Below are 23,308 nucleotides of genomic sequence, written 5' to 3' on the forward strand. Positions count from 1 at the left end.
AATATAACATGTATCAGAAATAAAACTGTTAAAGAATGCAATCAACAATACTTTCTGCTAGCTCTCTTTATTTCCCCCAGCGAGATTGCAAGAACAGCAAGGAATAAACTCCAATCATGGTGTAACCAAACTTAGCATATTCATCTTTTTGCTCATCAGAAAGTAACGCCCCAAATGCCAAAAAGTGATTATCAAAGTCTTTTCTGAGTTTTTTACCATAGATAAACTGTTTGAGCGGTGTAGGCATCACTTGATAAAGTCTATGCGCTAACTTACGAGCAAAGCTGAAATCCGCCGCATTTTTATCCGCGATTTCACTTTGGGCTCCAACTACTGATTTGAATCTGTCAGCAACATAGGCGTTATACCAAAGGCGTTTTTTCCTATATTGCAGTGGCATTTCACACCAAAACTCAACAAATTCCTTATCCCATAAGGGCAACCACCATTGCATGCCAAAAAACTCGTACACACGAACCGAATTGATAATGTATTTTGCCTGTCTTTCTCGCCAATCCCAAAGCTCATATTGATTAGCGAACGCTTCTGCATTAAGAACATCGCCACCTGATAATTGCTGCTGCAGGCTTACCTTTATTCGATTAAATGTCTGCGTTTCAATAAGTCGTCTTGGCACATTCTTATAGTGATCCGTGAGCAATTGTGAGGTTAGGTCAGACTTTGAGAACTGCTGTTGTTCAAAAACAATGTCTGGGATATGAGAGCCTGCGACAAAATCGCCACTGTGGCCAGGTACAAAAACGGCATCGCTTGAAATTAACTGTTTGTCTTTTAATTCTCTGACCGCCAACCAATCCTGTATATGTGGTAAAGACACACCATTAGAGGCCATCTCTCGAAACTCATCGGCTTCGTCACTAAACCAAGCATTGCGCCATTTATCTTCGTTATACTCAACAAAGTACCATTGAAAGCCCAGCCCAGTAGCAATTTGCTTGCTCAGCGTTGCTTCTTTATTTCCTGTTAAGCCATAGGAAAAACAGACGACATTTTGATAGCCAAGCTGTTTTATCGTTGAAGCGATGAGTCGAGAGTCAAACCCACCAGAAAGCGGCAGCACAATTTGGCGTCCTGCGGCAAATTCTATAAGCCGCTTGAATACAGCCCTCACAGCAATGTCTAGCTGTTCAACATATAGAGACTCAGCCTGAACCTCAGGCTCATGATGTTGGAATAGGAAATAGTTGGATTTACTAACTTTCCCAGTGCGCTTACAAATGATGACTTCTTGGCCCGCCTCAACTTGCTTTATTTGCTTAGATAGCGTTCTATCTGCACACACATAGCCAGTTAATGCGAACTCAGCCTTCCCCAGCTCACACTCTTCATTTTGCTGTAACTCCGAATGCAGCCAAGCATAATCAGAGGAGAACAATATTTTGTCATTCTTTACTGCATAAAATAATGGAATCGAGCGAACTCTATCAACTACAAGCCTCACTAACTCATCTTCATGGCTGAGCAATGCAAAAAAACCAGATAATGAAGAGAGGGAGTGTCGTTCGAAAAGCTCACGACCAAACTCACTACTATCGAGCCCTTTTTGCTCTAAGTAGGGACTTCCGAGGACATCAAATGCTTTTACATGGTTTGTTATTACGCTATACATCATTTGACTTCCGATACACTCCGTAAGTGCTTACTAAGTTGACTGGCAATGTGAACAGTTGAGAAACGCTGCTTAGTTTGCTTTGCAATAGTTTGGCTGCAGTATTGTGCTCTGTTATCCCTCATATACTGCATCGTATTTGCAAGTAACTCGATATTATTTGGTTCAACCAAAATGCCATTTTCTTTATTTACAAAGTCCACAGCCCCACCAGTATTCGTGGCGATAACCGGTAAGCCTGCACTCATTGCTTCGATATATACTACCCCAAAGGCCTCGTATTGACTTGGAAGAACAAAAACATCAGCCTGCTGAAGCACACTCACGACCTCACTCGCCGTCAAGTTACCCGTAAAGTTGACTCGGTTCTCTAGGTTCAACTCTACAGCCAACTCCTTGACTCGGTCTAAATACCAACCATCACCGACTATCGTTAATGAGACATCTTTATCTTTGGATGCTACGTTCGCGAAGGCTTGGAGCAAAGTTTCATGACCTTTTAGGGGCGTAACATGCGCAACACAGATAAACTGACAAGCTTGGTGTACTGTTGAACGTTTCATTGTAAAACGATCCACATCTACCATGTTGGCAAGCACTTCAAGCTTGGCCTCAGGACACACTTTCTGTAGGTAAGGAATAAGCTTTGATGAGACACATAGGACTTTACTAGCCCCTTGCAGCGCTTTTTTAACCTGCACCAGTGACATTTCCTTTTTTTCACTCTCATTTACGTACTGATTATTAATAAATCGCCCTCGATGCTCTGTGACCACATAATTAACCGGAAACATTTTGGCGATTTTGCTCGCTGCATATCCGGCCCATATTAAACTATGTGCGTGGATCACATCTGGCTGGTACTGCATCGCCTTTTTGTAACGTTTAAATACCTGCTTAGATTTAAATGCAAACAGCTCAGCATATAATGCATAAAACTTTGGAATACCAGGTAATGGTGCCCGTGCAACAGTCAACGGACCTTCTTGCGATAACGTATAACGACCGGAAAACAACCAACACCAAGCACTCAACCATCGCAGTAGCTCTCTTGGTGAAATACGCTCTACGCTTTGCACTATGACATCATGTCCCTGTTCAGCTAGCGCTTCCGCCTGTTGCTGAATAAACTCCCCTTTGTACGGTGGATACCAAGAAGGTAAAACGAGCACTTTCAAATCTTTTTCCTTATCATCAGTAATGTTAATGGCAACACGACAAACATTGCACTGAGAAAACCAATGAAATCACTTTGCTCGGCAAGTAAGCGAATAATCACAAAGCTTGGCAAACATAAAACAGCAAATGCTTTTAAATGCGGCATAATTAAGTCTGCTATAGAAATATTGAGCTGAGAAAAAACCAATAAGATGAAGGCACTTACTACAAGTGCATTGATAATTGAAAAGTACATAATTGCATCTTTAAAAGCCATGGAAGATAACAGCACTACGCTACCCAAACGAACGATACAAGAACCAAAATCGAAATAAGCCGCTAGCTTTTGCTTTTCCATTGCAACCAAAACGGTACTAATTGGAGACGCAGTAAATACAAAGTAAATCCATATAGCAATAAACTGAGCAATCTCCCCCGCTTCAGTCCACTTTTCCCCGAAAACCACTGCGAATATCTCAGGTAAAAAAGGCAAAGTTAAGGCCATAATAGGCATAGCAATCAGTATCAGGCGATTATGAATATCTAGGGTATTTTTTGCCAACGTTCCAGCGACTAAATAATGTTTGGCGTTTGACATAAAGACATTTCCAACCGCATTTCCGATGAGCGTTACAGGTGCAAATAACATTCTATGTGCCAAAATGTAGAGCCCAACAAGTGCCGCAGAGTAGTAGCCGGAGAACAGTACTACAGGCAACATCGTACTTGAGGTATTAGCTAATGAGGCCCAAAGCGTATACTTAGGAAAGTTTTTAAAGCGTTTAGCAACCGCTAGCAACCGTTTTGGGTTGTAGCCGTTAAAGTGTAACGTATCTCGCTTTTGTAATAAAAACATCAAAGTCGATGCAATAAACCCGAAAGTATGCCCAAGCACTAAACCAAAAACCGTCCACAACGAAAGTCCAACTTGCGCTATTGCTATAATCACAGACTGCGTCACTTTTGACACACTTAACACCCGAAAAGATTCTGTTTTAATCGCGTAAAAATGCAAAAGTTGATAACAACCACAAGCAAATAGCGCAACAGGGATAAGATAAAGCTCACTTTTATTTAGCGATAGATTGAGATGCTCTACCAACCATGAATCAAATGCATAGACAACAACTGCAACCACTGTGCAGCTCAATATGATCAAGATAAAGCAGAGGTGTAGTAGCACCTTAGCAATTGAATGTTGTTTTACAAGGGGAAGCGCGAGCTCATACTTCAAGCTGACGAGTACTAAAAGTATAGTGATAATACTGACGAACACACCGAAGTTACCAAACTGCTGCGCACTATAGAGTCGTGTCAAAACAGGCGAGATCAGTAACAAAATGAGTTGCGCCGAAGCAGTGCCCGAAACAAGAGTTAGGATATTTTTTAAAAAGTTATTTGTGGCCAAGCGCGTATCTTTTAATTTGCAATATTAACACATCAACAGTCAAACCAGTCACTACGCGAAAAGTATTAACCTTGACTTCATCATCAAACTTCCATTCTAACACGAGCAATGCAACTCATCTACGCCACAAAATACCTTATCGTAAGCCATAATATTAGCGTTCAAGGTATTGAAAAGATATTGCTTGAATTTCGTCCAACAGATACTCACACTAGAGGTGAGCACAATATTCAAGGAGAAGGTATTTATGAAAAGGTCAATAATCTCTACTATCATTGCTAGTGCTTTGTTAAGCGCCTGTGGAGGGAGTTCAGATAACAATGACAATGATGTAATCGGCGGCCAAGGAAACTTTACTGTAGAAACATCAACAGCATTTACCACCCAAGAAGATACAACCTACACGCTTGCGGTTAGCCCAAAGTCCGCACCAAGTGGAAACGACACATTAACGGTTGAAGTCATAAAGTCCCCCACTCTTGGCATGCTCACCAGCAGTGGCTTGAGCCTAATTTATCAACCAGCACCAAACAAAAATGGCACTGACAGCTTCACTTACAAATTTAAAAAAGGTGGGGTATTAAGTAATGAAGTGACCGTCGATATCACAGTCGAAGCGATTAACGACGCTCCCACTATTTCAGGAACCCCCTCGCCCGAAGCTATCAAACTTAACGACAACTATCATTTCACGCCAACTGTTGAAGATGTTGACGGTGAAACTAGCACATATCAATTCGGAATTACCAACAAACCTAGCTGGGCGGAATTTGATACAACAACCGGTGAGCTAAGTGGAAAGCCAGCTAATATCGAACAGCTTGGTAACTATCGGCAAATTGTTATATCCGTACTAGATGGCGAACATAGCGTATCGCTGCCCCCTTTCGACATAGAGGTTGTATCTCAACCATGGCAAGCTTTTTCAGAGTTCCCAAACAATCTAGGTAGTCACTTACAGTCTGCGACACTTGGAAAGGAAATCATCATTGCAAGTCATGCAGCATCACTTTCTTCCTCAATGAGCTGCGCAAATGCACCTTTAAGCGCACCTGAGATCCACTCACTTGCAACCACAAACACGGATTGGCAAGCGTTACCTTCTGCAAACGAGTCTCGCTACTATTACCAAGCTCAAGTATCAAACAATAAGTTGTTCCTCTTCGGTGGAACAGAGGCCTGCCCAAGCACATCGACACCCAAGGAAACAATGGAGATCTTTGATTTTAGTACACAACAATGGACATCAATTGCAGCGCCCAAATTTGCCCCTTTTGAAAATAATGTTCTAGCGAGTTGTGCAAACAATGACACGATTGTTGCGTTCACCCAACAAGGTAACACCACGTATGCTTACCAGCTGGCCACCGCTGATACAACGTGGTCTCACAAACCGGCATCACTACCAAATCTATCGATTACTGACTGCCAGTTTATCGGAAACGAATTATTTATAACGGCTAACAATACTCAAGAGCAACAAGCTCACTTAATTCAGTATCAACTCTCAAGCACTCAGATACTCTTAAATGAGCAGGTACCGGCTGAACTCTCCGGGAGCTACTATACACTGACGCATAATGAGCAAAACATTCAGCTTCATAGCGCAGCACACGTTTTGAATTACGATACTCAAACTATGCAGTGGAGTAACCTATCAAGCAATCCAAGTGCTACGGAGCAACAAGGCTCTGAAACTTACTACTTGCGTGACTTTAAAATGGAGTCAGTTGATCAGAAGCAGTACCAAATTGGAGGTGCGTTTACGACCCAAATGACAAGTCGAATATACCAATACAACCCCACAACAGAGTAATCTTACGAGTCATATTGCTATTTTTGATAAAATCCTAAATAGCAATATTTGCTTACTTTATTAGTGATTTAGCCAATGCATTCCAGCTGTATTTTTGCCTAACAAAAGCCACGCCGTTACGCGAAATTTGCGCTCGCTTTTCAACGTCTGCTAATGCACATGAAATAGTTTTTGCCAAATCACTAGCATCTAATGTATTCACATAAAAACATGCATCGTCACCAAGCATCTCGCAAGTTGCGGTTTTCACAGTCTCTCCTGCGCGAAACGCAATAACTGGCACTTCACAACTTAATGCTTCAAGAATAGTTTGTCCAAACGGTTCATAAGTTGATGTCATAAGAAATAGTGACGCTACCTGATAAAATGGAGAAGTATCCGCTACAGCACCAACGAAAGTAACACATTCCTCAATACCAAGTTTCACAACTAAGGATTTATAATAATCCTCCAGCTCCCCACCACCCACAAGTACTAAATGTGTATGTAAAAGTTCTTTCTGTGCTCGAATTGCATATTCAACTCCCTTTGCCGCGGTAAACCGCCCGACAACGAGTAATAAGTTTTTATCCAAGGGTAATCCCAGCTTGCCTTTCAAGGCGGTTTGAGCGTTTACATCAAGAGAAAGAAATTTATTTGTATCTACTCCAGGGCTCACCATTGTCACCTTGCTACAATCAAAACCAATTTGAGCTAATTGGTTTAACATATTACTGCTAAACACAAAATTTTTCTCAGTTACCTGTAAAGCAAGTTTTTGAATCGCATGATGATAAAAAAGCACTAACCATTGTTTGACTTGCCTTAGCCCTTCCACCTTATGAGTATTGCTTGGCTGGTTTTGGAATTTAACAACACCGGGTAATAAATAGCTCACTCGACTAAAGCCAGCTAATCGAGCATGGATAGTAGTAATATGATAACGACTAATGACCAAAGCGTTACCAAACTCAACCCTAGCGGCCCTAAAGCAACGTCGCATATTTTGCCAACCCAAAAGGGATGCTTTCAACTTAGAGTGCTGTTGCCCATGAAAACAAACGTCATACCTCCAAATGGTTGCGTATTCGGTAGTTTCGCAAAGTGGTAATGTTTGTTTATTAACAGTATTAACGTTACTAACAATGATCACAACTCGAAAACCCATCTCATGATACGCTTTACTCAATTGCATTAAGGAGTTTTCGATCCCCCCAATATTAGGAAGGTAAGCATTGCTTGTGAGTATAATAGTATTCCTACTCATTGAAGCGATAACCTAGTAATTCATAATCAACTTTATATAAACATTGAATTTTTTCGAGCTGTTGCGGGGAGAGAGTCTCCGGTAATGTTGAAGCCCCTTTATTTAACCAAGGTAACTCCATTTTCCATCCTTTCAAAATACAAAGCTTACGCCAATCGTGATTCAAAGATTCATAGCGTAAAATGGTATCAACTTTACATTGATATTGAGAATCAAATATATAGTAGCTCTGTGGTTGAAATAAAGGTTGAAACAACACAAATTCAGGAGTCAATATCTTATCTACAAATTCAGTGAACGTTCTGGCATTACTTAGCACCTGCTGTTGCAACGCCCTATCCCCTTCACTCTGGTTACCACCCTTTATAACATAGTTATATGCAGAATATAACCTTGCTAAGGGCGCTCTAACGATAGCAAACTTATGATAACGTTCAAAAAGATATGGGTTAGATTCATTATAGTCAAACCACTTAGCATGAAGCCGATAACCTCTATAGCCAAATGCCTTTAAGACACTGGTACCTGCATTTTTTGGAATGTGAATAAAAATACACCGCTTTCTTACCATATAAGATTTATACGGGTAGACAGGAAGTGGCAACCAGCGTTTAAGAAGCCTTGTTAGCTTTTCAATCATCGAAAATATCAAAGTATTCTGTAAAATTAGGTGATACTATACCAGAACAATCGCTTGGCTGTTTAGCAATACGACTCGAATTACAACATGCATGTATTATTTTTACCCTCTTGGTATCACACCAGTCAAAAGCCAACCTTAGGCTCTTTTTTCAAAGAGCAGGCACTTTCGTTAAAAGAACATGGATGTAATGTGGGCGTTATCTATCCCGAGCCGGTTTCAATAAAATATGCCTTGACTTGTACATCACCTTCTCAATTAAATGATGCACAAATCAACACCAAAAGAAATCGATATTTTACTTTACCTGCACTGTACCGAATAAACTTAAAACAACGAATGGTGCAGTATCAAAAACTGTTTGAGCAATATACTCGAGACTTCGGGTTACCTGATGTATTACATGCCCATAGCTGCTTTTATGGACCTGGAGGAGCAGCAGGTCTTGCAGCACAACAAATAGCCCAACAGTATCAGATACCCTTTATAATTACAGAACATGCATCAGCAGCAAAATTATCGACAACTCCTAAATTCGAGACACAATTAATAGGTCAAGCCTACCGTGCGGCAAATCAATTAGTTTGCGTCTCGGAGAGCCTAGCTAGCATCTTACGGGACAGATTTGAGTTAGATAGGACTATTGAGATCATTGGCAATGTGGTTGACTCAGAGTTATTCACTCCTAAAGAAAAAATACAAGATGATTTCACTTTTATTACTGTGGCACACCTAAGGCCAGTTAAACGAGTTGCTAGCATTATTAGCGCATTTTCATACATCACTGAAGAACACCCAAAAGCCAAACTATTAATAGTTGGAGACGGAGAAGATAAACAAAAACTTAAAACACTGTGTGAGTCGTTAAAATTAAAACAAGTTAAATTTATTGGCGATAGCTCTAGAGAAACCGTCGCTAAACTGATGCAATCCAGCGACTGCTATGTTAATTGGTCCGAATATGAAACCTTTTCTGTTGCTGTACATGAAGCACTATCTTGTGGATTAGAAGTCATTAGCTCTCCGTGTGAAGGGCCTGAATACGTCGTTAAGAAGCTAAATGGGAAAGTTGCCGAAGACGCCACGATTGATACCCTCACCAAACTCATGTTTGAAGTACTGAAAAAGACGTCGTGTGGCTTAAATGAGCACAATCAAAGACACGCTTACATCGATAGCAACTTCAGTAGAGACGCAATCGCACAACAATTAATACGAGAGTATAACGCAATTGTTAAGTAATAATTTCCTAAGCCAAATAAGGCTTCCACTATTGCTAAAACTACTTACAACGGCACTAGGCTTTCTAGTTAATTGGTACTTTGCTCAAAAATTATCAACAGATGATTTTGGCCTATTTGCCTTATTTCAACTACTCATTCTGTTTATTGTAGCAATAAGTAAATGTGGACTGGACCAAGCTGCGGTTCGCTTCATTGCTTCACAGCAACAGGCTGATATTGCAAGGTTTTTACCGCGTGTATATGCTGTTTTCTTTACCTGCATTTCTATCACGGTAGTGACAACTGGATTATTCTGTCACTTTTATAGTTTATTATCCATTTCAGGTATCTCTACCTTTCAATTTTGGACATTACTGCATATAGCCTCATTTGCCACTGCAATAATCAATCTAAACGCATGCATTTTCAAAGGCTTATCAAAACCCAGCTTATTTACCACATTCAGTGGATTTGCTAGCCTATGTATACTGCTCTTTGGTGCTACAATCATGCATTTGAGCACTCTTACTTTGGTATTGTATCTTGTGACTAGCACACTGTGCATTACAGCTATTACTAGCCTATTTATTGTAATTAAACTTCGTCCCCCTAGCACCACGACACCCCAACCACGCTATTCATTCTGGATAAGTGCAAAAGCGTTTTGGATTAGTGGTTTAGTTTATTTAGTGGTGCAACAAGGGAGCCAACTATACCTAAGTACACAAGTATCTCTTTCGCAACTTGGCGTTTATGCCATCGTAACCAAGCTAGCGATGCTCCCAAGTATTTTTTTGTTTGCCTTAAATAGTGTAACGGCCGCAAAGTTCGCAAAAAGCTACTCACAACACCGTCTAGATGAAGTAAAGCAACTGTTTTCACTTAGTCAATCAACATCTATTTTCGTCGCCGCAATCACGGTTTTACTGTTCTATTTTTATTCAGAATATTTATTAGGTATTTTTGGCGAGGATTATAAACAGGGTGAATTATGGTTACTGGTACTTATAGCTGGTCAAGTTATCAACCTTATTACGGGACCTGCAATCACACTGTTAACGATGAGTGGCCAAGAAAAAACCTACCAAAATATTAGCATATTCACTGCTGCTATTACTGTTATATTGGCCATGCACCTCATTACTAATCATGGTCCACTGGGCGCTGCTATTACAACAGCCATTGCAATGAGCACGCAAAACCTCCTCGGATATTACTTCGCAAGATACAAAATACTTAGGAATCATTAACATGATATCTCACCAACATCGCTGCATCTTTGTTCACATACCAAAAGTTGCAGGTCAAAGTATTGAAAGTGCATTTCTTAATGAACTTTCCTTAACCTGGGAAGAAAGAGCGCCACTTTTACTCAAAAAAAACAGTAACCCCAAGAAAGGTCCTCCTAGACTCGCTCATTTAACCGCCAGCGAATATGTGCAACTTGGCTACATAACTCCTGAGCAATTTCACGATTACTATAAATTTAGTTTTGTGCGCAACCCTTGGAGTAGGTTGGTATCAGAATATACATACAAGCAGCACCCGTTTAGCTTTAAGCACTTTGTACTGGATTACCTGCCTAGCTGCGACTCTGATGATTATCAGAACCATATAGGGAACTTAAGGCACTTAGTTCCACAACATTGTTTTCTCTATGAAGGAAATGATTGTTTAGTAGATGCTGTTGGTAAATTCGAAAACTTAATGAATGATTTTGAAACTATCAGCCAACGCGTTTTTGGACATGTTGTCGATTTGCCATACAGAAATAAAACAACAAAAAGACACCCACTGCTAGAAAAGTTAATTGGTAAGAAAGTAAAACCTTCTTACCAATCCTACTTTGACAATGAAACAGTTGAATTTGTTGCTGACTTTTACAAAAGGGATATTGAGTTGTTTAAGTACCAGTTTGAATAAATGCATATTTTTATGCATCGCGATCACCAAATAACATTGATGCCAATCACGTCAGTTAGATTTTTACGAGGTCGACAATCGTGAGAGATTGTGAGCGCAATCGGTGTTATTGAGCGATTGGCATCATGTTATTCCGCATCATTAGCTTATTTAACTATCTAGAATAAAGTTATTGAATGTTTACTCGCATATCTCTGAATCATGGATTTAGACTCCTTACAAAGCAGGTTGACACTATCAATAACGCTATTCTCTAGTGCACTTTCAGCAGCCAGTGCTTCAACTTCTCGCCAATAGCTAATATTTTGCGTCAGCAACTGCTTTTCGAAACTCTTCACTAAGTCGGCAAGTATTACGTCATTGATTTTATCTTTATCCATTACACTTAAGAGAACGGTCTGTATAGCTTCTCTTAGTAATTCTGGATGCTTCGGTGTGATAAGTAGTTTATCGATACCGACGCTTTGCTCCTTTACTGCAATGTTAGGCAAAAATGCCGCTAAATGAGATGTTCTATTTGATCGATTCTCTACGTCAAGTACTGCTGTATTTCCAAATACTTCAAACTCGAGTTCTGCTAATGAGATATGACAAGGAATAGAAAACAAATAGTCGCTTGCGCAATCAACAAACCCATAAATTAAATACGTTAAAAGCGGGTCAAATTGGTTGTAATTAACGAAAACCTCGGCTTCAGCATTACCCGGTGTTCCCTCCACTGATATACCTTTGTTACTTAATTTATATGGCGACGCCCCACACCTATGGTTAAAGAAATCAATTATAGATAATAATCCAGAGGTATAGCCCTCTTTTCCTATGTTGAAAAAGTCATTTTTATACGCAAATTTTCGCGAGCCGAAAAAGCTCGATAGAAATAACTCACCCCACTTTTCTTCTAAGGCAAGCCGCTTATCTTTATTCACTTTAGTATTTAATTTTTTACCATCGCAAAGCTTCTCTAATAAAGCTCTATCTTTACTTAAGGTAAAAAAAGGAGAGGATAGCTTCCATTGCGTTACTTTATCTGCTTTGTTGTAAAGCTCTACCATCAGTGACATCGTTTTGACCGCTGTTGGATTTAATAGCTCTTTTTTTGGTATCGAGATTAGTGTATTTCCATTTACTTCAAACTCAAAATCGTCTAGTAAAGGCATACATTCCAGTGGAATATCAATAAGTACCTTAGGTTGCTGATTAAAGGCTTTAATACTTAAATTACCTTGGCAGGCAACTAATCTTAAATCCTCTGAAACACTTCCACCGTAACGCTTGATTTCTTCAACTAACTGTCTAATGATTTCTGCAACTTCATTGCTATCGGATACAATCAACTCCTCAGGCTTTTCTGCTGTGAGTTGTTGCTGAATTTGCAAGCCTTGCAAATATTGAAACCAATCTTGATGCGAAAATCTATTGGAAAATAACCCCAACATATTCATAAACCAACTTTGTTTATCAGCCTCTTTTAGCGTTACTAATAGGTTTTTTGCCTCTTGTTCAGGAAAAGCGTTACTTTCTCCTTCGATAATCAACATTTGCTTTTCAAAGCTAGTTTGATCGCCTTTAGCCAAATGTGCTCTTAACGTAATCACTAAGCCTAATGCAGCGTAATCCGAATAGGCCATAAGCTTGGCAGCTAATGAGAGCGCTAAATCGTATTGATTTAGGCTAAAAGCTAACTCCGCAGCTACGACCCGCATTTGTATATTATCGAAGCCAGGGGCAAACTGAAGTGATAGCTCGAAAGCTTGCAGGGCCTGCAGTTGATACTTATCACCTAAGTTTTGATAACAAATCCCTGCATTTCGATACAAAACAGCTTTTTGGCTCGATGTAGCAGCTAACTCTGCGGCTTTTTTGAGATTTATGGCGGCTAAACCATATTGCCCCACACCATGTTGAGCCATGCCAAGCAGCTCTGTAACTCTAAAACCACTGTCATGATTAACTAATTTTTTTGCTAGCGGAAGTGCTTTTTTATACTTCTGTTTTTCTATTAACAACTCTAGCTGGGCTAAATCTTTCATTTTTTTTCCTGTTATTCAAAGCGATAAGAGAGCAGCTCTATATCACGAGCAGAGAACCTTGCAATAAACTGAGCCCCTTTATCGCTGTATGCACTCTGATAGTCTACCTTATTCTTATTACATAAGTTTAACACTTTATTAGGTGAAGACTTATTTACATGAGGTAAAAGTTCATCATTACCAAAAAGTTGTAGAGATAATGCCTTAAAGTCTTCATTTATCATTTCAAATCGACCGATGAAATCAACTTTAAATACATCTCTGTGATCAAATATAAACTCACTTTGAGGAATAATATGCCGATATAAATCACCTCCATTAGCGTAATTGTCGTGTGTTTCCGTTGGAGACCCTTTTAGCAAGAAGTCATCAAGACTACAATCATGCTGGCGATAACAATATTCAGACCAAGCTCTTTGCCAAGGATTCCTAACAAAGGCAAATTTGAAGAACTCTCGCCATTATTGTTCTCGAGAAATATACCCTTAGTCAAAATACTCACTAATAGTAAAATGCGCCAACCTCGGGGTCCGCATTTTGGATTATGATTTTTTGAGCAAAAGTCGTTCGCACCGTTCCCAACCAAGGTTTACTCTGCGTAGGAATACACGCTCAATGCTTTGACCTTCTGTCTTCGGAATATGAATAAATATGGTTTTATCAAGCTTTGATATCATGTTGACACAACCCCCCTCGTAAGCTTGAAGACTTGATGGTATTACTTTTAAGACCCGCTTCAGCAGTTAACGAAAACTCCAATTCAACCCCATCTTCGCCAATTCGCTTGCGAAAGCGTGTCATTGAACTTGGGCAGCAAGGCGGCTCATGGGTGAAAAATTGCATGCCACAGAAATATTGCCAATATGGGTTTTCGCATCACATGGCCACCGTGTTTTCATCAGACAATTTGTGAATTTGTTTCTGGTACTCGAGGCCCCGAGTAGGCGGATAGGCTTAGCACCAGCACCTTTATCGCCATAGTGCTGTTTGAATCGGCCTCTAGGCGCAGTCAATCAATGAGTTTTACTAGTTTCGCGAGTTCATAACGCGATGAAACGATATCAATAAGCTCGACTTGAAACAGGTGTTTTTGTGGTGCTTGCATGGTAGGTTTTATTTTTATTTTTATTTTTATTTTTATTTTTACACTCAAATTGCAATGTTTTGGCTGTGTGATTCAAAAAAGCTGCAATTTAAAGGTAGCAAGATTGTTTAGATCTTCAACTAATTCAATAAATTAAATTGGTTTCAGGCACGAGTAATTATTCCGTGCTAGGTATCTTGTAGCAAAAAGCAACTGTTTAAATTTATGACCTAGTTTTATTTTTCTCTAATAACAAAAAGGCGAGCTAAGCTCGCCTTTTATAAACTAGAACTAATATCAAATATTAGTTGTTAGTTTTGAAAGTACCTAAGTGGATACGGTCTTGACCGTCAACATCAACCTTAGCACCGCCGTATACGTGAACGTCTCTTGAAGGAACGTTAGTAACGATTTCTAGAGCTACTTTGAAGCCAGACTTTTCTGAATCGTAGCCTTCAGCTTTAAGTGCATCAGTAACGATGTTAAGCATGTTTCTTACACCTGGTTTAGCGTCTTTAACACCTGCAGCCGCTAGTGGTTGCCATGCGTTGTGCTCGTCTTCAACCATGTAACGTACAGTGATATCACCAGTACGAGTACCAGCGTTAGTGTGACGTAGAATTGGTTGAGTGTTCGGACCAAACGGCATGTAAGGAACGATAACTACAGAACCATTAAGCGTCCACGCACCTGCGTTTGTAGCAGATAGCGCTGGCATGTTTACAGCAGCTGTAGAGAATGCTTTGTTGTCTTTAACATCAACAGCAACAGTGAAGTCTTGAACTGGAATCATTAGATTCTCAAGTTTGCCTTCATCGTGACCAGGAACGGTGAATGTGATTGTTGCAGAAGTATCAACTGCACCACTTACTGTGCTAACTACTGTTAGTTTAGTAAGATCTGTATTTACAGCGTAAGACTTAGCAGCGTCGTCTGTTAAGCCAGCAACTTTCACAGCTTTACCAAGTTCAGCAGAGCTTAGTTTACCATCTTTGTTGGTATCGATGTCATCATCTAGCATCCAAGAGAAGTCACCAGTGATAGTGTAATGTACTTCAGCTGGAGTAAGCTCTAGGTTGTCAGTGTTTTTCTTCATTGCAACTACTAGTGCATCGCTAGTACCAGTAGCAAACTCTTGACGATCTTTACCTACATCGATAGCTGCATCTAGAAGAGATGAAACTGACGCAGTGTATTGGTTCACAAGTGTAGTAATAACACGAGCTGAAGCCACATCGAAGTCAGTACCAGAAGTGTTAGTTGCGAAAGAATCAACACTTACTGCTGTGTCTGAAGAAAGACCTTTAGAGTCAAGGAAAATACCACCTAATTGTAGTACTGCACCACCTTTAACAAAGTCGTTTTTCGCGTTTACTGTTTGAACAGTAAAACGTACACGGTCTGCTGTGATATCTAGGATATCAAAAGAGAAGTTACCTGGAGCAGTGCTCAGACCATCGTTACCAACAGTGATTGTTGGAGCAGTTGTCTTAGTAAGGTCAACTTTAGCGCCAGAAAGGTTTACAGTGATAGTATCTTCATCTTTGTAACCACCGATACCAGCAACGATAACAGGCTTGATTTCAATCGCTTTAACTGAAGAGTACTCTAGACCATCTTTAACGCTTGATGTAGATAGACCTGGTTTAACAGAAGCTGTACATACATTATCTGCAGTCATTTTAACTTCTGTTTTATTAAGACCGCTTAATGCTGCAAATGCTGCTGTATCGCCAGCTTTACCAGAAGCCGCCACAGCAAATTTACCGTCATTAGAAAGTGAAACACCTAAAGCTGACGCTAAAGCTGTACAGTTGTCAGTGTTTGCACCACCAAAAACTTTATCAGTACCTAGTGCTTCACCAGCTTCGCCTTTCGCGTTTGCTGTGATTGCTTTTTCAACGTCAGCTTGAACAGATGTTGATGCTTTTGTGTAAATTGTTGCAGCGTTTGCAGATACTGCTACGCCAGATACTGCTAGCGCTAGTAGAGTTCTTTTGAACATATTTCCATTCTCCAAGTTTCATGAAACTGAAATAATAGTTTAGAGTGTTCTATCATTTCAAATAATTTACTTGTTATTGTACTTAGGCCGTCGCCTAAGCAACAACCAAACAAATTAAGCAATCGAGAGTGTAACCATTGTTTTGTAAATTAGTCAACATCGGCACCACTTTTCGACTACAAAGTAAACAACTTACTAAATTATCCATTTTTCAGTTGCTTTCAATTTGCTTTGTTAGTTATAAGTTAGTTAACAAAACAAGAATCGTACTGAGTGTACTCAAGTTTCTCCCAGCTATCAAGCGAAAATAGCGTAATAAATATATAATTTTCCTAATTTTGAAGCTATTCGAACCTATGTGTACAGCTATCTGTATTTCTACACGTAAAAATACTACGACAAGTCTAGATCATTATTATGACAAGTAGTGAACACCTAAAACGAAAGTTGCTCAAACTTAGTCCTAAACGCTTCTTTTATGTCTTTCCATTCGTCGTTAGATTGAATAACACGTGGCGTAACAAGAATAACCAACTCCGTCTTATCGCCATCTTTGGTATCTGCGGAGAATAATTCGCCCAAAATTGGCAGATCTTTAAGTATGGGTACACCAGAGTCATTTAATGAGCGGTTTTCACTGATAATTCCACCAAGCACAATAGTTTGGCCACTTTCAGCAACCACTTCTGTCTTTATGGTTCTGTCAAAAAGTGATGGATTTCCACTTGTCGAGGTAGTCTGCTGTAATTCATTTGAGACTTTCTGAGATATCTCCATGAGTACAACACCTTGCGCGTTCACCGTTGGCTTTACATCAAGCTGCAGACCTGTCTTTCGGTATTCAATCGATGTGGTTTGTCGCTCTCCATTAATTGGGTCTGACGTTGTCTGGCCTATAATTGGAATATCTTTACCTACATTGATCGATGCTTGCACACCATCTCTTACAACGATAGATGGGCGGGATAAAATATTCACAAGCGAGTTTTTCTCAAACAAATTAACGGCGACTTTCCCTCTATCTCCGGTCAGGGCATAGGATAATCCGCCAAAGCCGCCTTCCCCCATAAAGGCACCTTCCGTGCTTAAGCTATAATTATTGCTTCCTTTAAGTAGAAACTCCACCCCTTGTTTAAATTCATCCGTCATAGACACTTCAGCAATTACCATCTCAAGCATCACTTGTTTTGGTAATATATCTAATCGCTTAACTAGTGGTAGAATTTGCTGGTAGCTTTCCCCCGTTGTATAAAAAATAACGGAATTAGAGCGTTCGTCAATAACCATTTTCAGGTCTTTATTCGATGCGCTTGTGACACTTGGGCGTGACGCGCTTGAAGAGGCCTCATTGGCGACAGAAGTTGAGTTGGAGAAACTCCCTCCATTACCAATTAACGCTTCAAGGCTTTCTCCCATATCCACTGCACGTGAATATTTAGGTTGGTAAATAAAATACTGTTTTTCAGCCGTATTAATCGGTTTATCCAGTTCTTCAGCCCAAAACACGACCCTGTCTAATAATGAGCGCTCATTCGCAAACATGATCAAGCGATTCTGCTGCTCTATATTAACCACGGTTACGGTGCCAGCCGTTGAACTCCCGGTCTGTAGGGTGATCCCTTCTTGTTTAAGCAGCTCTGTCAAACTGTCTAACATTTTCTTTGTTGGCATATATACAGATTGGTATACACCTATTTCACGGTTAGCAAGACTAGGCCTGTCGAACATATTTATGAGCTCAAGCGCTCTAATGATCTCGTTTCTTTTTCCGTATACATTTATGGCATTTCTCTCTACATCAGAAGAGGCTTTTATACCGAGCATTTGCCTTAATGTGTTCGCCATTCCCATTTGCATACCATAAGTGAATGGCACCATTTGAATAATTTCATTACTGGTTTGAGGTACATCATCTACAGACTTTCCATATCCAAACACTACATCTTTAAGCGTGCTATTACTGTCTTCTTTTTGATGCACGTAAAAAATATTATCTCGGAACCTTAACACGTAGCCTTTTTCTTCCAACAGCTCGCGTGAAAGTAGAAATAACTTTCTTTCACTCACTTGATCTTGAATATTAAGCGTTATCGTTTGATTATCATCTTTAAGCTCATCAGATAACACATAATTTAGTTTCAGCTGATCGCCTAAAACATAATGTAAAAAGTGAATTATCCTAAGCGATTCTGCACTAACAGAGAGCATTTCTGTATTTGAAAACCTATCGATAACATCATCTGTTACTTTTGATTCGTTGATGTATGTACGATATTTTGGCAAAAATTGTAGCGAACCATCCGCTATCTTTTCTTTATTGTTAACGCTTGTTTCGCCAAGAAGTTCAGCCCCCTCAACTTCAGTATTACGAATATTTTGCTCGATATAGGATTTGTCAACATTATACACTCCGACATCTTTGGGATTTGTGGACTTACATGCCGAAAGAGTGAGTACCGTGATCATACTAAAGCAGAATGACTTATTAATTTGTTTCATGAGCTTTACTGCACCTCTTGTGAAGCTGTTGGAAGTTGGAACATCGTTAACTGTATTTTTTGTTCACGGTTTTCAATTGTTCGAGTTAGTTCTATACTCAATGAGTTGATCACTCTGACTTTAAAACTAAACAAATCACTATTATTTGTCACCTGTGAAATAGATAACTCACCAGTTTGCTTATTTTCCACTTCAATAATAACCTGAAAACTTTCGCCTTTACTGATAACTGCCTTCAACTTTAGAACATTGTTATCAACAAAAACTTCTGTCAACGAACCACTTTGGGTGTATTCGTCTTCTTTTGTAAACTGTTTTTCTACCGGCTCAGACGATTCGACTTCTTCATATCTATATCCATCAAAACTTTCTTTATACTTAGATATAGTTTGGTTTGAAATCCCCCACTGAACTCGTGCCAATGCGCTAATATCCACTTCATTAGGCGATACTTCGCTTGATGCCCAAAAGGCTTTATCACTGAAGTCTATAACACAAAATATTATGGTTAGACTCATGGCTAGCATAACAATTTTTGGATAAATCCCGCCCACTTTGGCACTCATATTAGCTAGAACCATGATTACTCCTGAAAACCGGCACTATTGGGATCAAAATAAAACTTACGATTAAGGTATACACTAAAAATGCCAAGCTGTTGTTCTCTTTGACCCCGAAAAGATAATCTAAACTCTGAGTCAATTGCTAACTTATCTTTAGCTTTTATATCGAGCAAATAGTCAACAATTTTATCGCCATCCCCTTCTATTTGAAGCTCTAAATCTAATCGGCCAAGTCCAGAAATTGGTTCGATAAAAGGCGTTTTCCAACCAAAACGTTTAATTCGCAACTCTTGACTTTCAGCTAAAGACTGCCATCTAGTTTGCTCTTCTAACTTAAAGTCTTCTATATTTTCTACTTTATACAGTAAGCGCTCAACATCATCAGCAACAACTTGGAGTTGCTCTGAGGTTGCATTAATATGTTCTTTATTCTCTATAACTGATTTTGCCTTGTTCAACTTCTTTTGAGCCAAAAGGAGCGCTTCCCCTTTTGATTCTTGCCAACTTAATACTGGCACCACAACGAAGTTTAATATAACCAAACACGCGATTATAGTTAATGAAACACGGTATTTATATAACTCTTTCATTTATTTACCTTTTCAATAACATGTGTGTTGCTTAACGTAAAACTAATAGTAAACCTTTCATTTGCCCGACTTTGGACTACAGGTAAATCAAACTTGGCATCACGAACGCTAGGGTGCTCTTTAACAATAGCCAATATATCTGTTGCCTTTTCGGCTTCAGCTCTAAACACAAACCGCCCTGACTCAAACAATAGGTTCGACATTTTTACCTTGTTAAATACATTTGTCATGACATAAAGTGCAGCTGGATAGTTTGCATCTTGAGATACAAGACTGTTAATTGCATCTAACTTCGTTTTGGTTTCATCAAACTTATTTTGATTTTCAATTAATGAAAAAGCAGAAGACTCGATCGATTGGTATTTAGAAGTGACATAAAGCTCTTTCCCGATTAGATATAAACTAGATGCAGACAAATATATAAACAAAACCAAAGAAAGCGGTAGTATAACGCTATTTGTAAGCTTGATCTTGTCAATCCCAGCCGCTTGACTGTTAAAAAATGACAAGCAAAGTCTAAGTGAGTTAAAGCTCGCAAAATTAGTAAGACTATTTATTAAAAGTGAGTTGTCAGCTGATTTAAACTGTTGAGAAAAGTGCTGGGGTTCACCGATTGAAAGCAAAAATTTTTCGGCTGAATTAATAAGGCCAAATTTCCTCGTAACCTGAAAACTTCCTTCTGAAAAGCTCATATAGTAACTGCTGCGATGCCCTTCGACCTCCAGAAATCTAAGCTTATTTGCACACAAATAAAATAGCGCTTCTGGTACAGAGAATACACTTTTTGGCACTGCTTCACTGAACCGCCAATAGTTTACCTCAGTTTTTTGAGAGAGCTTTTTACCAACAGTCCAAAATTGCCCTGTGTTGCGCTTAAGCTTTAATGCTCTTCTTACGTCAGCATCCGTGGTAAAAGGAACCGTTCTCAACTCTGTTTTGTAATGGTCACTAGACACGATCACCACTAAAGGAGTTATCTCTTTTTGCTCAACCACACATAGCTGCTTTTTATTAAAGTCAATTGCCTTTAGTTCACCATCAAAATAGTAAACTCCTTTACTTAGCAATTTATTGCACAGATTTTTTATTTTGCTTAACAACTTAATCACTACCTTATGCTGGACTCTTCTAATAACACGACCGGTTTTTTGCTTTTACTGTATGGACTCACATTCAATACATACTTTCTTCTGATAGTGATGTCCTGTTCAGAATATTCTAATAAAACGCTAAACCAGTTTGAAGGAGAAAAACGAATACCATCCCCCCTGACGACCCCAGTCAAATTTTGAAATTGATTAACCGTCAGCTGACCATTATCCCTTAAAGCTACTATATTATCACCATAATCTTCGCCCACCTCTGCTCTCAAAAGGTTGTCAGGCGCTGTTAACGGATTGAACTCACCATTAAAGTGGGTAGTAAATAACGAAGTTACCTGCTTGAGCATTTTCTCATCTAAAGAACTAAACCAGCTTAGTTCACTAATCTGACTCACCAATCCATTTCTTATTTTATAGTCTACTACTCCATCGATACCGACATCAGCGGTAGAAGAGTCTTCATCTTGCCAATCTCGCAGAGCGCTTATTAACTTTAGCGCTTGAGTTTCGTTCATCCCTAGAGCCTTTAATGCACGTGTCATTCTCAATGAACTATAGTGATGTATACTAATTAACCCTGCATGGTCTTGAATAGAGGCATACACATTTCCCTCTAGCGGAAATCTCTTTCCATGTAGATTCCAGTTTCGTCGGTTGTCTTCTTGGTCAAAATTATTGTGAGCATCGACCAACTGCTTCGAATTCGTCAACAATTGAAACTCAACTTCTGCTTTAGCTGATTGCAATGCAGCTTCTGCATTTGCTCTGAGCTTTACTCTTTCAGTCTGCTTGATTTTAGCGCTATTAACTTGCTGAATGTACAAAAGGAAGAGCGAAATCATGGCTACCATGATAAGGACCTGTACTAATGCGATGCCACAACACATTCTAGACTTCATCCAGTAGCCTCCCGATATAAGGAGAGATATGTCGATGCGCCCCTTTTTCCGTATCCACCTTTATTACGGCACTTCCCTCCTCGGTTACTATGCTCACAAGGATGTATAAAGGCAGCAATTGAGTGGTACTTGAAGAGTACTTTTCCATTAAATTAGGGGTTGTGCCAGTACTTCCCGATTCTACTTTTTCGGTAATGCTATTCCAACCATAATATTGAAAGGTGACGTGCTTTATGTTACTTAGCAATACAACACTTTTCTCAAATTCAATTGTATCTGTAGTCTCTAAAAGCCTCATTTTATTAAAGTTATTGTACTGATAAACTAATTGAAAGCCCTCACCTTCTGGCTCTATGAGTATGCGAAAAATTTCCTCTTCATACATCAGACCTCTTTTTGTATATCCTAACAAAGCGTCGTTGTTACCTTCAAATAAGATAGTAGGGGTCCGAGGTGAGGTTGAAGTATTATAGATAACAAAGGGAGATATGCCTTTAAAAATAGATTGTAAAGCAATAAGACCAGAAGACAGTGATTCAACTTTTGAGAAAGAGCCTAACTCTTTATTCCAACGGTTTGCAAAAAACTGATAGCTAAAGCTACCTACTAGCATCAAACTTGACATAACCGCCATAGCTATTAGCAGCTCCACAAGTGTGTAGCCTTTAAGACTTTTCATGCCAATACAGCTCTTTGAATTTCATTGTGTCAACTAACCTTCCAAACTGAAAAGTGGCAGAAATTTCTAGCACTTCAAATTTGTCTTCAAAATATTGCATTTGGTTTTCGTCAAAATTAAATACCGCCGGAGGTGCTCCTTTCTTAATCACATTAGCTTCCCAGCTCACCATAACGCCCATATTCGAAAAGCTTCCTTTTCTTTCTCCTTTCCTAACTTCACTTGAAATGAAATCCAACGATAGCATCTTAATCGCTGAGATTTTTATATGGTCCGCAGCTTTCTCCGATGAGATAATTGCCCCTTGAAAAACTTGTGTGCTTAACGCGATAGTCGAAAAAAGAATTATGGACGCAATTAATACTTCGATCAGTGTAAAACCCTTAATTGAATGCATTTACAGGCAGTCCTTTATATTCAGGCCACATTGAGACAAGTTCGATGGTACGCATTTGGTCATTCACGTAATAATTCAAACTTCTTGCACTGCTATCCCCTGTAGCCCCAATCTCAATTTCTCCAGTTTTAAATCGAAGCACTCTAAACTCTTTTTTAACAATCTGTTTCCCACTTATCTCTCTAACAACCAGAATGTTATTTGCTTCGGTGCGAAATAATACTCTCTCATTAAGCCAAAATGCTGTTTGACTGGCATTCTCAAATAGCTTGAGGATTTGAGCAGCTTCTATTTTAGCTTCTGTTTTTTCTACCTGAGAAATTACCATTGGACCTACAAAACTACTAAGTAACCCAATCAATACTAAGACGACCAGCAATTCAACCATAGTAAAGCCACGGCTCGTAGACATTAT

19 protein-coding genes and 2 pseudogenes are annotated in these 23,308 nt (G+C 39.4%); 4 read left to right on the plus strand and 17 right to left on the minus strand.

Translation table 11 applies throughout. The features are described 5' to 3' along the window. Positions 1 to 67: 67 nt before the first annotated feature. From A587_RS23890 to A587_RS0107780, 3 genes are read right to left on the minus strand one after another with little or no spacing between them, the layout of a single operon-like run. On the minus strand, positions 68 to 1,633 hold the full coding sequence (locus A587_RS23890; RefSeq protein WP_017217128.1) for an asparagine synthase family protein: 1,566 nt from the start codon (positions 1,631 to 1,633) through the stop codon (positions 68 to 70). After that, complete coding sequence (locus A587_RS0107775; RefSeq protein WP_232288036.1) at positions 1,630 to 2,802, minus strand: glycosyltransferase; 1,173 nt, start codon at positions 2,800 to 2,802, stop codon at positions 1,630 to 1,632. The genes A587_RS23890 and A587_RS0107775 overlap by 4 nt, the downstream gene beginning before the upstream one ends. Positions 2,803 to 2,804: 2 nt before the next feature. Next, positions 2,805 to 4,196, minus strand: a complete 1,392-nt coding sequence (locus A587_RS0107780; protein WP_017217130.1) for a lipopolysaccharide biosynthesis protein — start codon at positions 4,194 to 4,196, stop codon at positions 2,805 to 2,807. A 247-nt stretch (positions 4,197 to 4,443) separates the two neighbouring features. Between A587_RS0107780 and A587_RS0107785 the strand changes: the two genes are divergently transcribed. Further along, entirely contained in the window at positions 4,444 to 6,012 is a 1,569-nt protein-coding gene (locus A587_RS0107785; protein WP_017217131.1) for an Ig-like domain-containing protein, read from the plus strand. A 52-nt stretch (positions 6,013 to 6,064) separates the two neighbouring features. Here A587_RS0107785 and A587_RS0107790 read toward each other — a convergent pair whose 3' ends face one another. Continuing rightward, entirely contained in the window at positions 6,065 to 7,258 is a 1,194-nt protein-coding gene (locus tag A587_RS0107790) for a glycosyltransferase family 4 protein (protein ID WP_017217132.1), read from the minus strand. Next, on the minus strand, positions 7,251 to 7,898 hold the full coding sequence (locus A587_RS0107795; RefSeq protein WP_017217133.1) for a sulfotransferase family 2 domain-containing protein: 648 nt from the start codon (positions 7,896 to 7,898) through the stop codon (positions 7,251 to 7,253). Before A587_RS0107795 ends, A587_RS0107790 begins: the two co-directional genes overlap by 8 nt. Before the next feature lie 87 nt (positions 7,899 to 7,985). Between A587_RS0107795 and A587_RS0107800 the strand changes: the two genes are divergently transcribed. The 3 genes from A587_RS0107800 to A587_RS0107810 are packed head-to-tail and all read left to right on the plus strand — an operon-like array spanning position 7,986 to position 11,044. Beyond that, a complete protein-coding gene (locus A587_RS0107800) occupies positions 7,986 to 9,140 on the plus strand; it encodes a glycosyltransferase (protein ID WP_017217134.1) in 1,155 nt (384 codons plus the stop codon). A 31-nt stretch (positions 9,141 to 9,171) separates the two neighbouring features. Then, positions 9,172 to 10,371, plus strand: coding sequence for a lipopolysaccharide biosynthesis protein (locus tag A587_RS0107805; RefSeq protein ID WP_026000916.1), 1,200 nt, complete (start codon positions 9,172 to 9,174; stop codon positions 10,369 to 10,371). 1 nt (position 10,372) lies between these two features. Beyond that, positions 10,373 to 11,044 (plus strand): sulfotransferase family 2 domain-containing protein, encoded by a 672-nt coding sequence (locus tag A587_RS0107810; RefSeq protein ID WP_017217135.1) that lies wholly within the window; start codon positions 10,373 to 10,375, stop codon positions 11,042 to 11,044. Between the two features lie 158 nt (positions 11,045 to 11,202). On the opposite strand, the gene A587_RS0107815 is transcribed toward A587_RS0107810, so the two are convergent. From A587_RS0107815 to A587_RS24470, 12 genes and pseudogenes are all read right to left on the minus strand, one after another. After that, positions 11,203 to 13,074: a tetratricopeptide repeat protein gene (locus A587_RS0107815; protein ID WP_017217136.1), complete on the minus strand. Its 1,872-nt coding sequence runs from the start codon at positions 13,072 to 13,074 to the stop codon at positions 11,203 to 11,205. 11 nt (positions 13,075 to 13,085) lie between these two features. Continuing rightward, positions 13,086 to 13,517 (minus strand): annotated as a pseudogene (locus A587_RS0107820) (sulfotransferase family 2 domain-containing protein); the annotation flags it as partial. Between the two features lie 217 nt (positions 13,518 to 13,734). Next, positions 13,735 to 13,935 (minus strand): annotated as a pseudogene (locus A587_RS24465) (transposase); the annotation flags it as partial. A gap of 527 nt (positions 13,936 to 14,462) precedes the next feature. After that, a complete protein-coding gene (locus A587_RS0107830; RefSeq protein WP_017217139.1) occupies positions 14,463 to 16,163 on the minus strand; it encodes a hypothetical protein in 1,701 nt (566 codons plus the stop codon). A gap of 435 nt (positions 16,164 to 16,598) precedes the next feature. Further along, positions 16,599 to 18,662, minus strand: coding sequence for a secretin N-terminal domain-containing protein (locus tag A587_RS0107835; protein ID WP_036964699.1), 2,064 nt, complete (start codon positions 18,660 to 18,662; stop codon positions 16,599 to 16,601). A gap of 5 nt (positions 18,663 to 18,667) precedes the next feature. Further along, a complete protein-coding gene (locus A587_RS0107840) occupies positions 18,668 to 19,243 on the minus strand; it encodes a hypothetical protein (RefSeq protein WP_017217141.1) in 576 nt (191 codons plus the stop codon). A gap of 2 nt (positions 19,244 to 19,245) precedes the next feature. Further along, positions 19,246 to 19,815 carry a hypothetical protein gene (locus tag A587_RS0107845; RefSeq protein WP_017217142.1) on the minus strand — a complete coding sequence of 190 codons (570 nt, stop codon included), beginning with the start codon at positions 19,813 to 19,815 and terminating at the stop codon, positions 19,246 to 19,248. Next, on the minus strand, positions 19,812 to 20,810 hold the full coding sequence (locus A587_RS0107850; RefSeq protein ID WP_157234632.1) for a hypothetical protein: 999 nt from the start codon (positions 20,808 to 20,810) through the stop codon (positions 19,812 to 19,814). Before A587_RS0107850 ends, A587_RS0107845 begins: the two co-directional genes overlap by 4 nt. Before the next feature lie 113 nt (positions 20,811 to 20,923). Further along, positions 20,924 to 21,769 carry a type II secretion system protein GspK gene (locus A587_RS0107855; protein WP_157234634.1) on the minus strand — a complete coding sequence of 282 codons (846 nt, stop codon included), beginning with the start codon at positions 21,767 to 21,769 and terminating at the stop codon, positions 20,924 to 20,926. Positions 21,770 to 21,806: 37 nt separating this feature from the next. Continuing rightward, on the minus strand, positions 21,807 to 22,496 hold the full coding sequence (locus tag A587_RS0107860) for a PulJ/GspJ family protein (protein WP_017217145.1): 690 nt from the start codon (positions 22,494 to 22,496) through the stop codon (positions 21,807 to 21,809). Further along, positions 22,483 to 22,893, minus strand: coding sequence for a PulJ/GspJ family protein (locus tag A587_RS0107865; protein ID WP_017217146.1), 411 nt, complete (start codon positions 22,891 to 22,893; stop codon positions 22,483 to 22,485). Before A587_RS0107865 ends, A587_RS0107860 begins: the two co-directional genes overlap by 14 nt. Next, positions 22,880 to 23,305: a prepilin-type N-terminal cleavage/methylation domain-containing protein gene (locus A587_RS24470; RefSeq protein ID WP_017217147.1), complete on the minus strand. Its 426-nt coding sequence runs from the start codon at positions 23,303 to 23,305 to the stop codon at positions 22,880 to 22,882. Before A587_RS24470 ends, A587_RS0107865 begins: the two co-directional genes overlap by 14 nt. Positions 23,306 to 23,308: the final 3 nt, after the last annotated feature.

This window comes from Pseudoalteromonas sp. NJ631 (assembly GCF_000276645.1).
Taxonomy (GTDB): Bacteria; Pseudomonadota; Gammaproteobacteria; order Enterobacterales; family Alteromonadaceae; genus Pseudoalteromonas; species Pseudoalteromonas piscicida.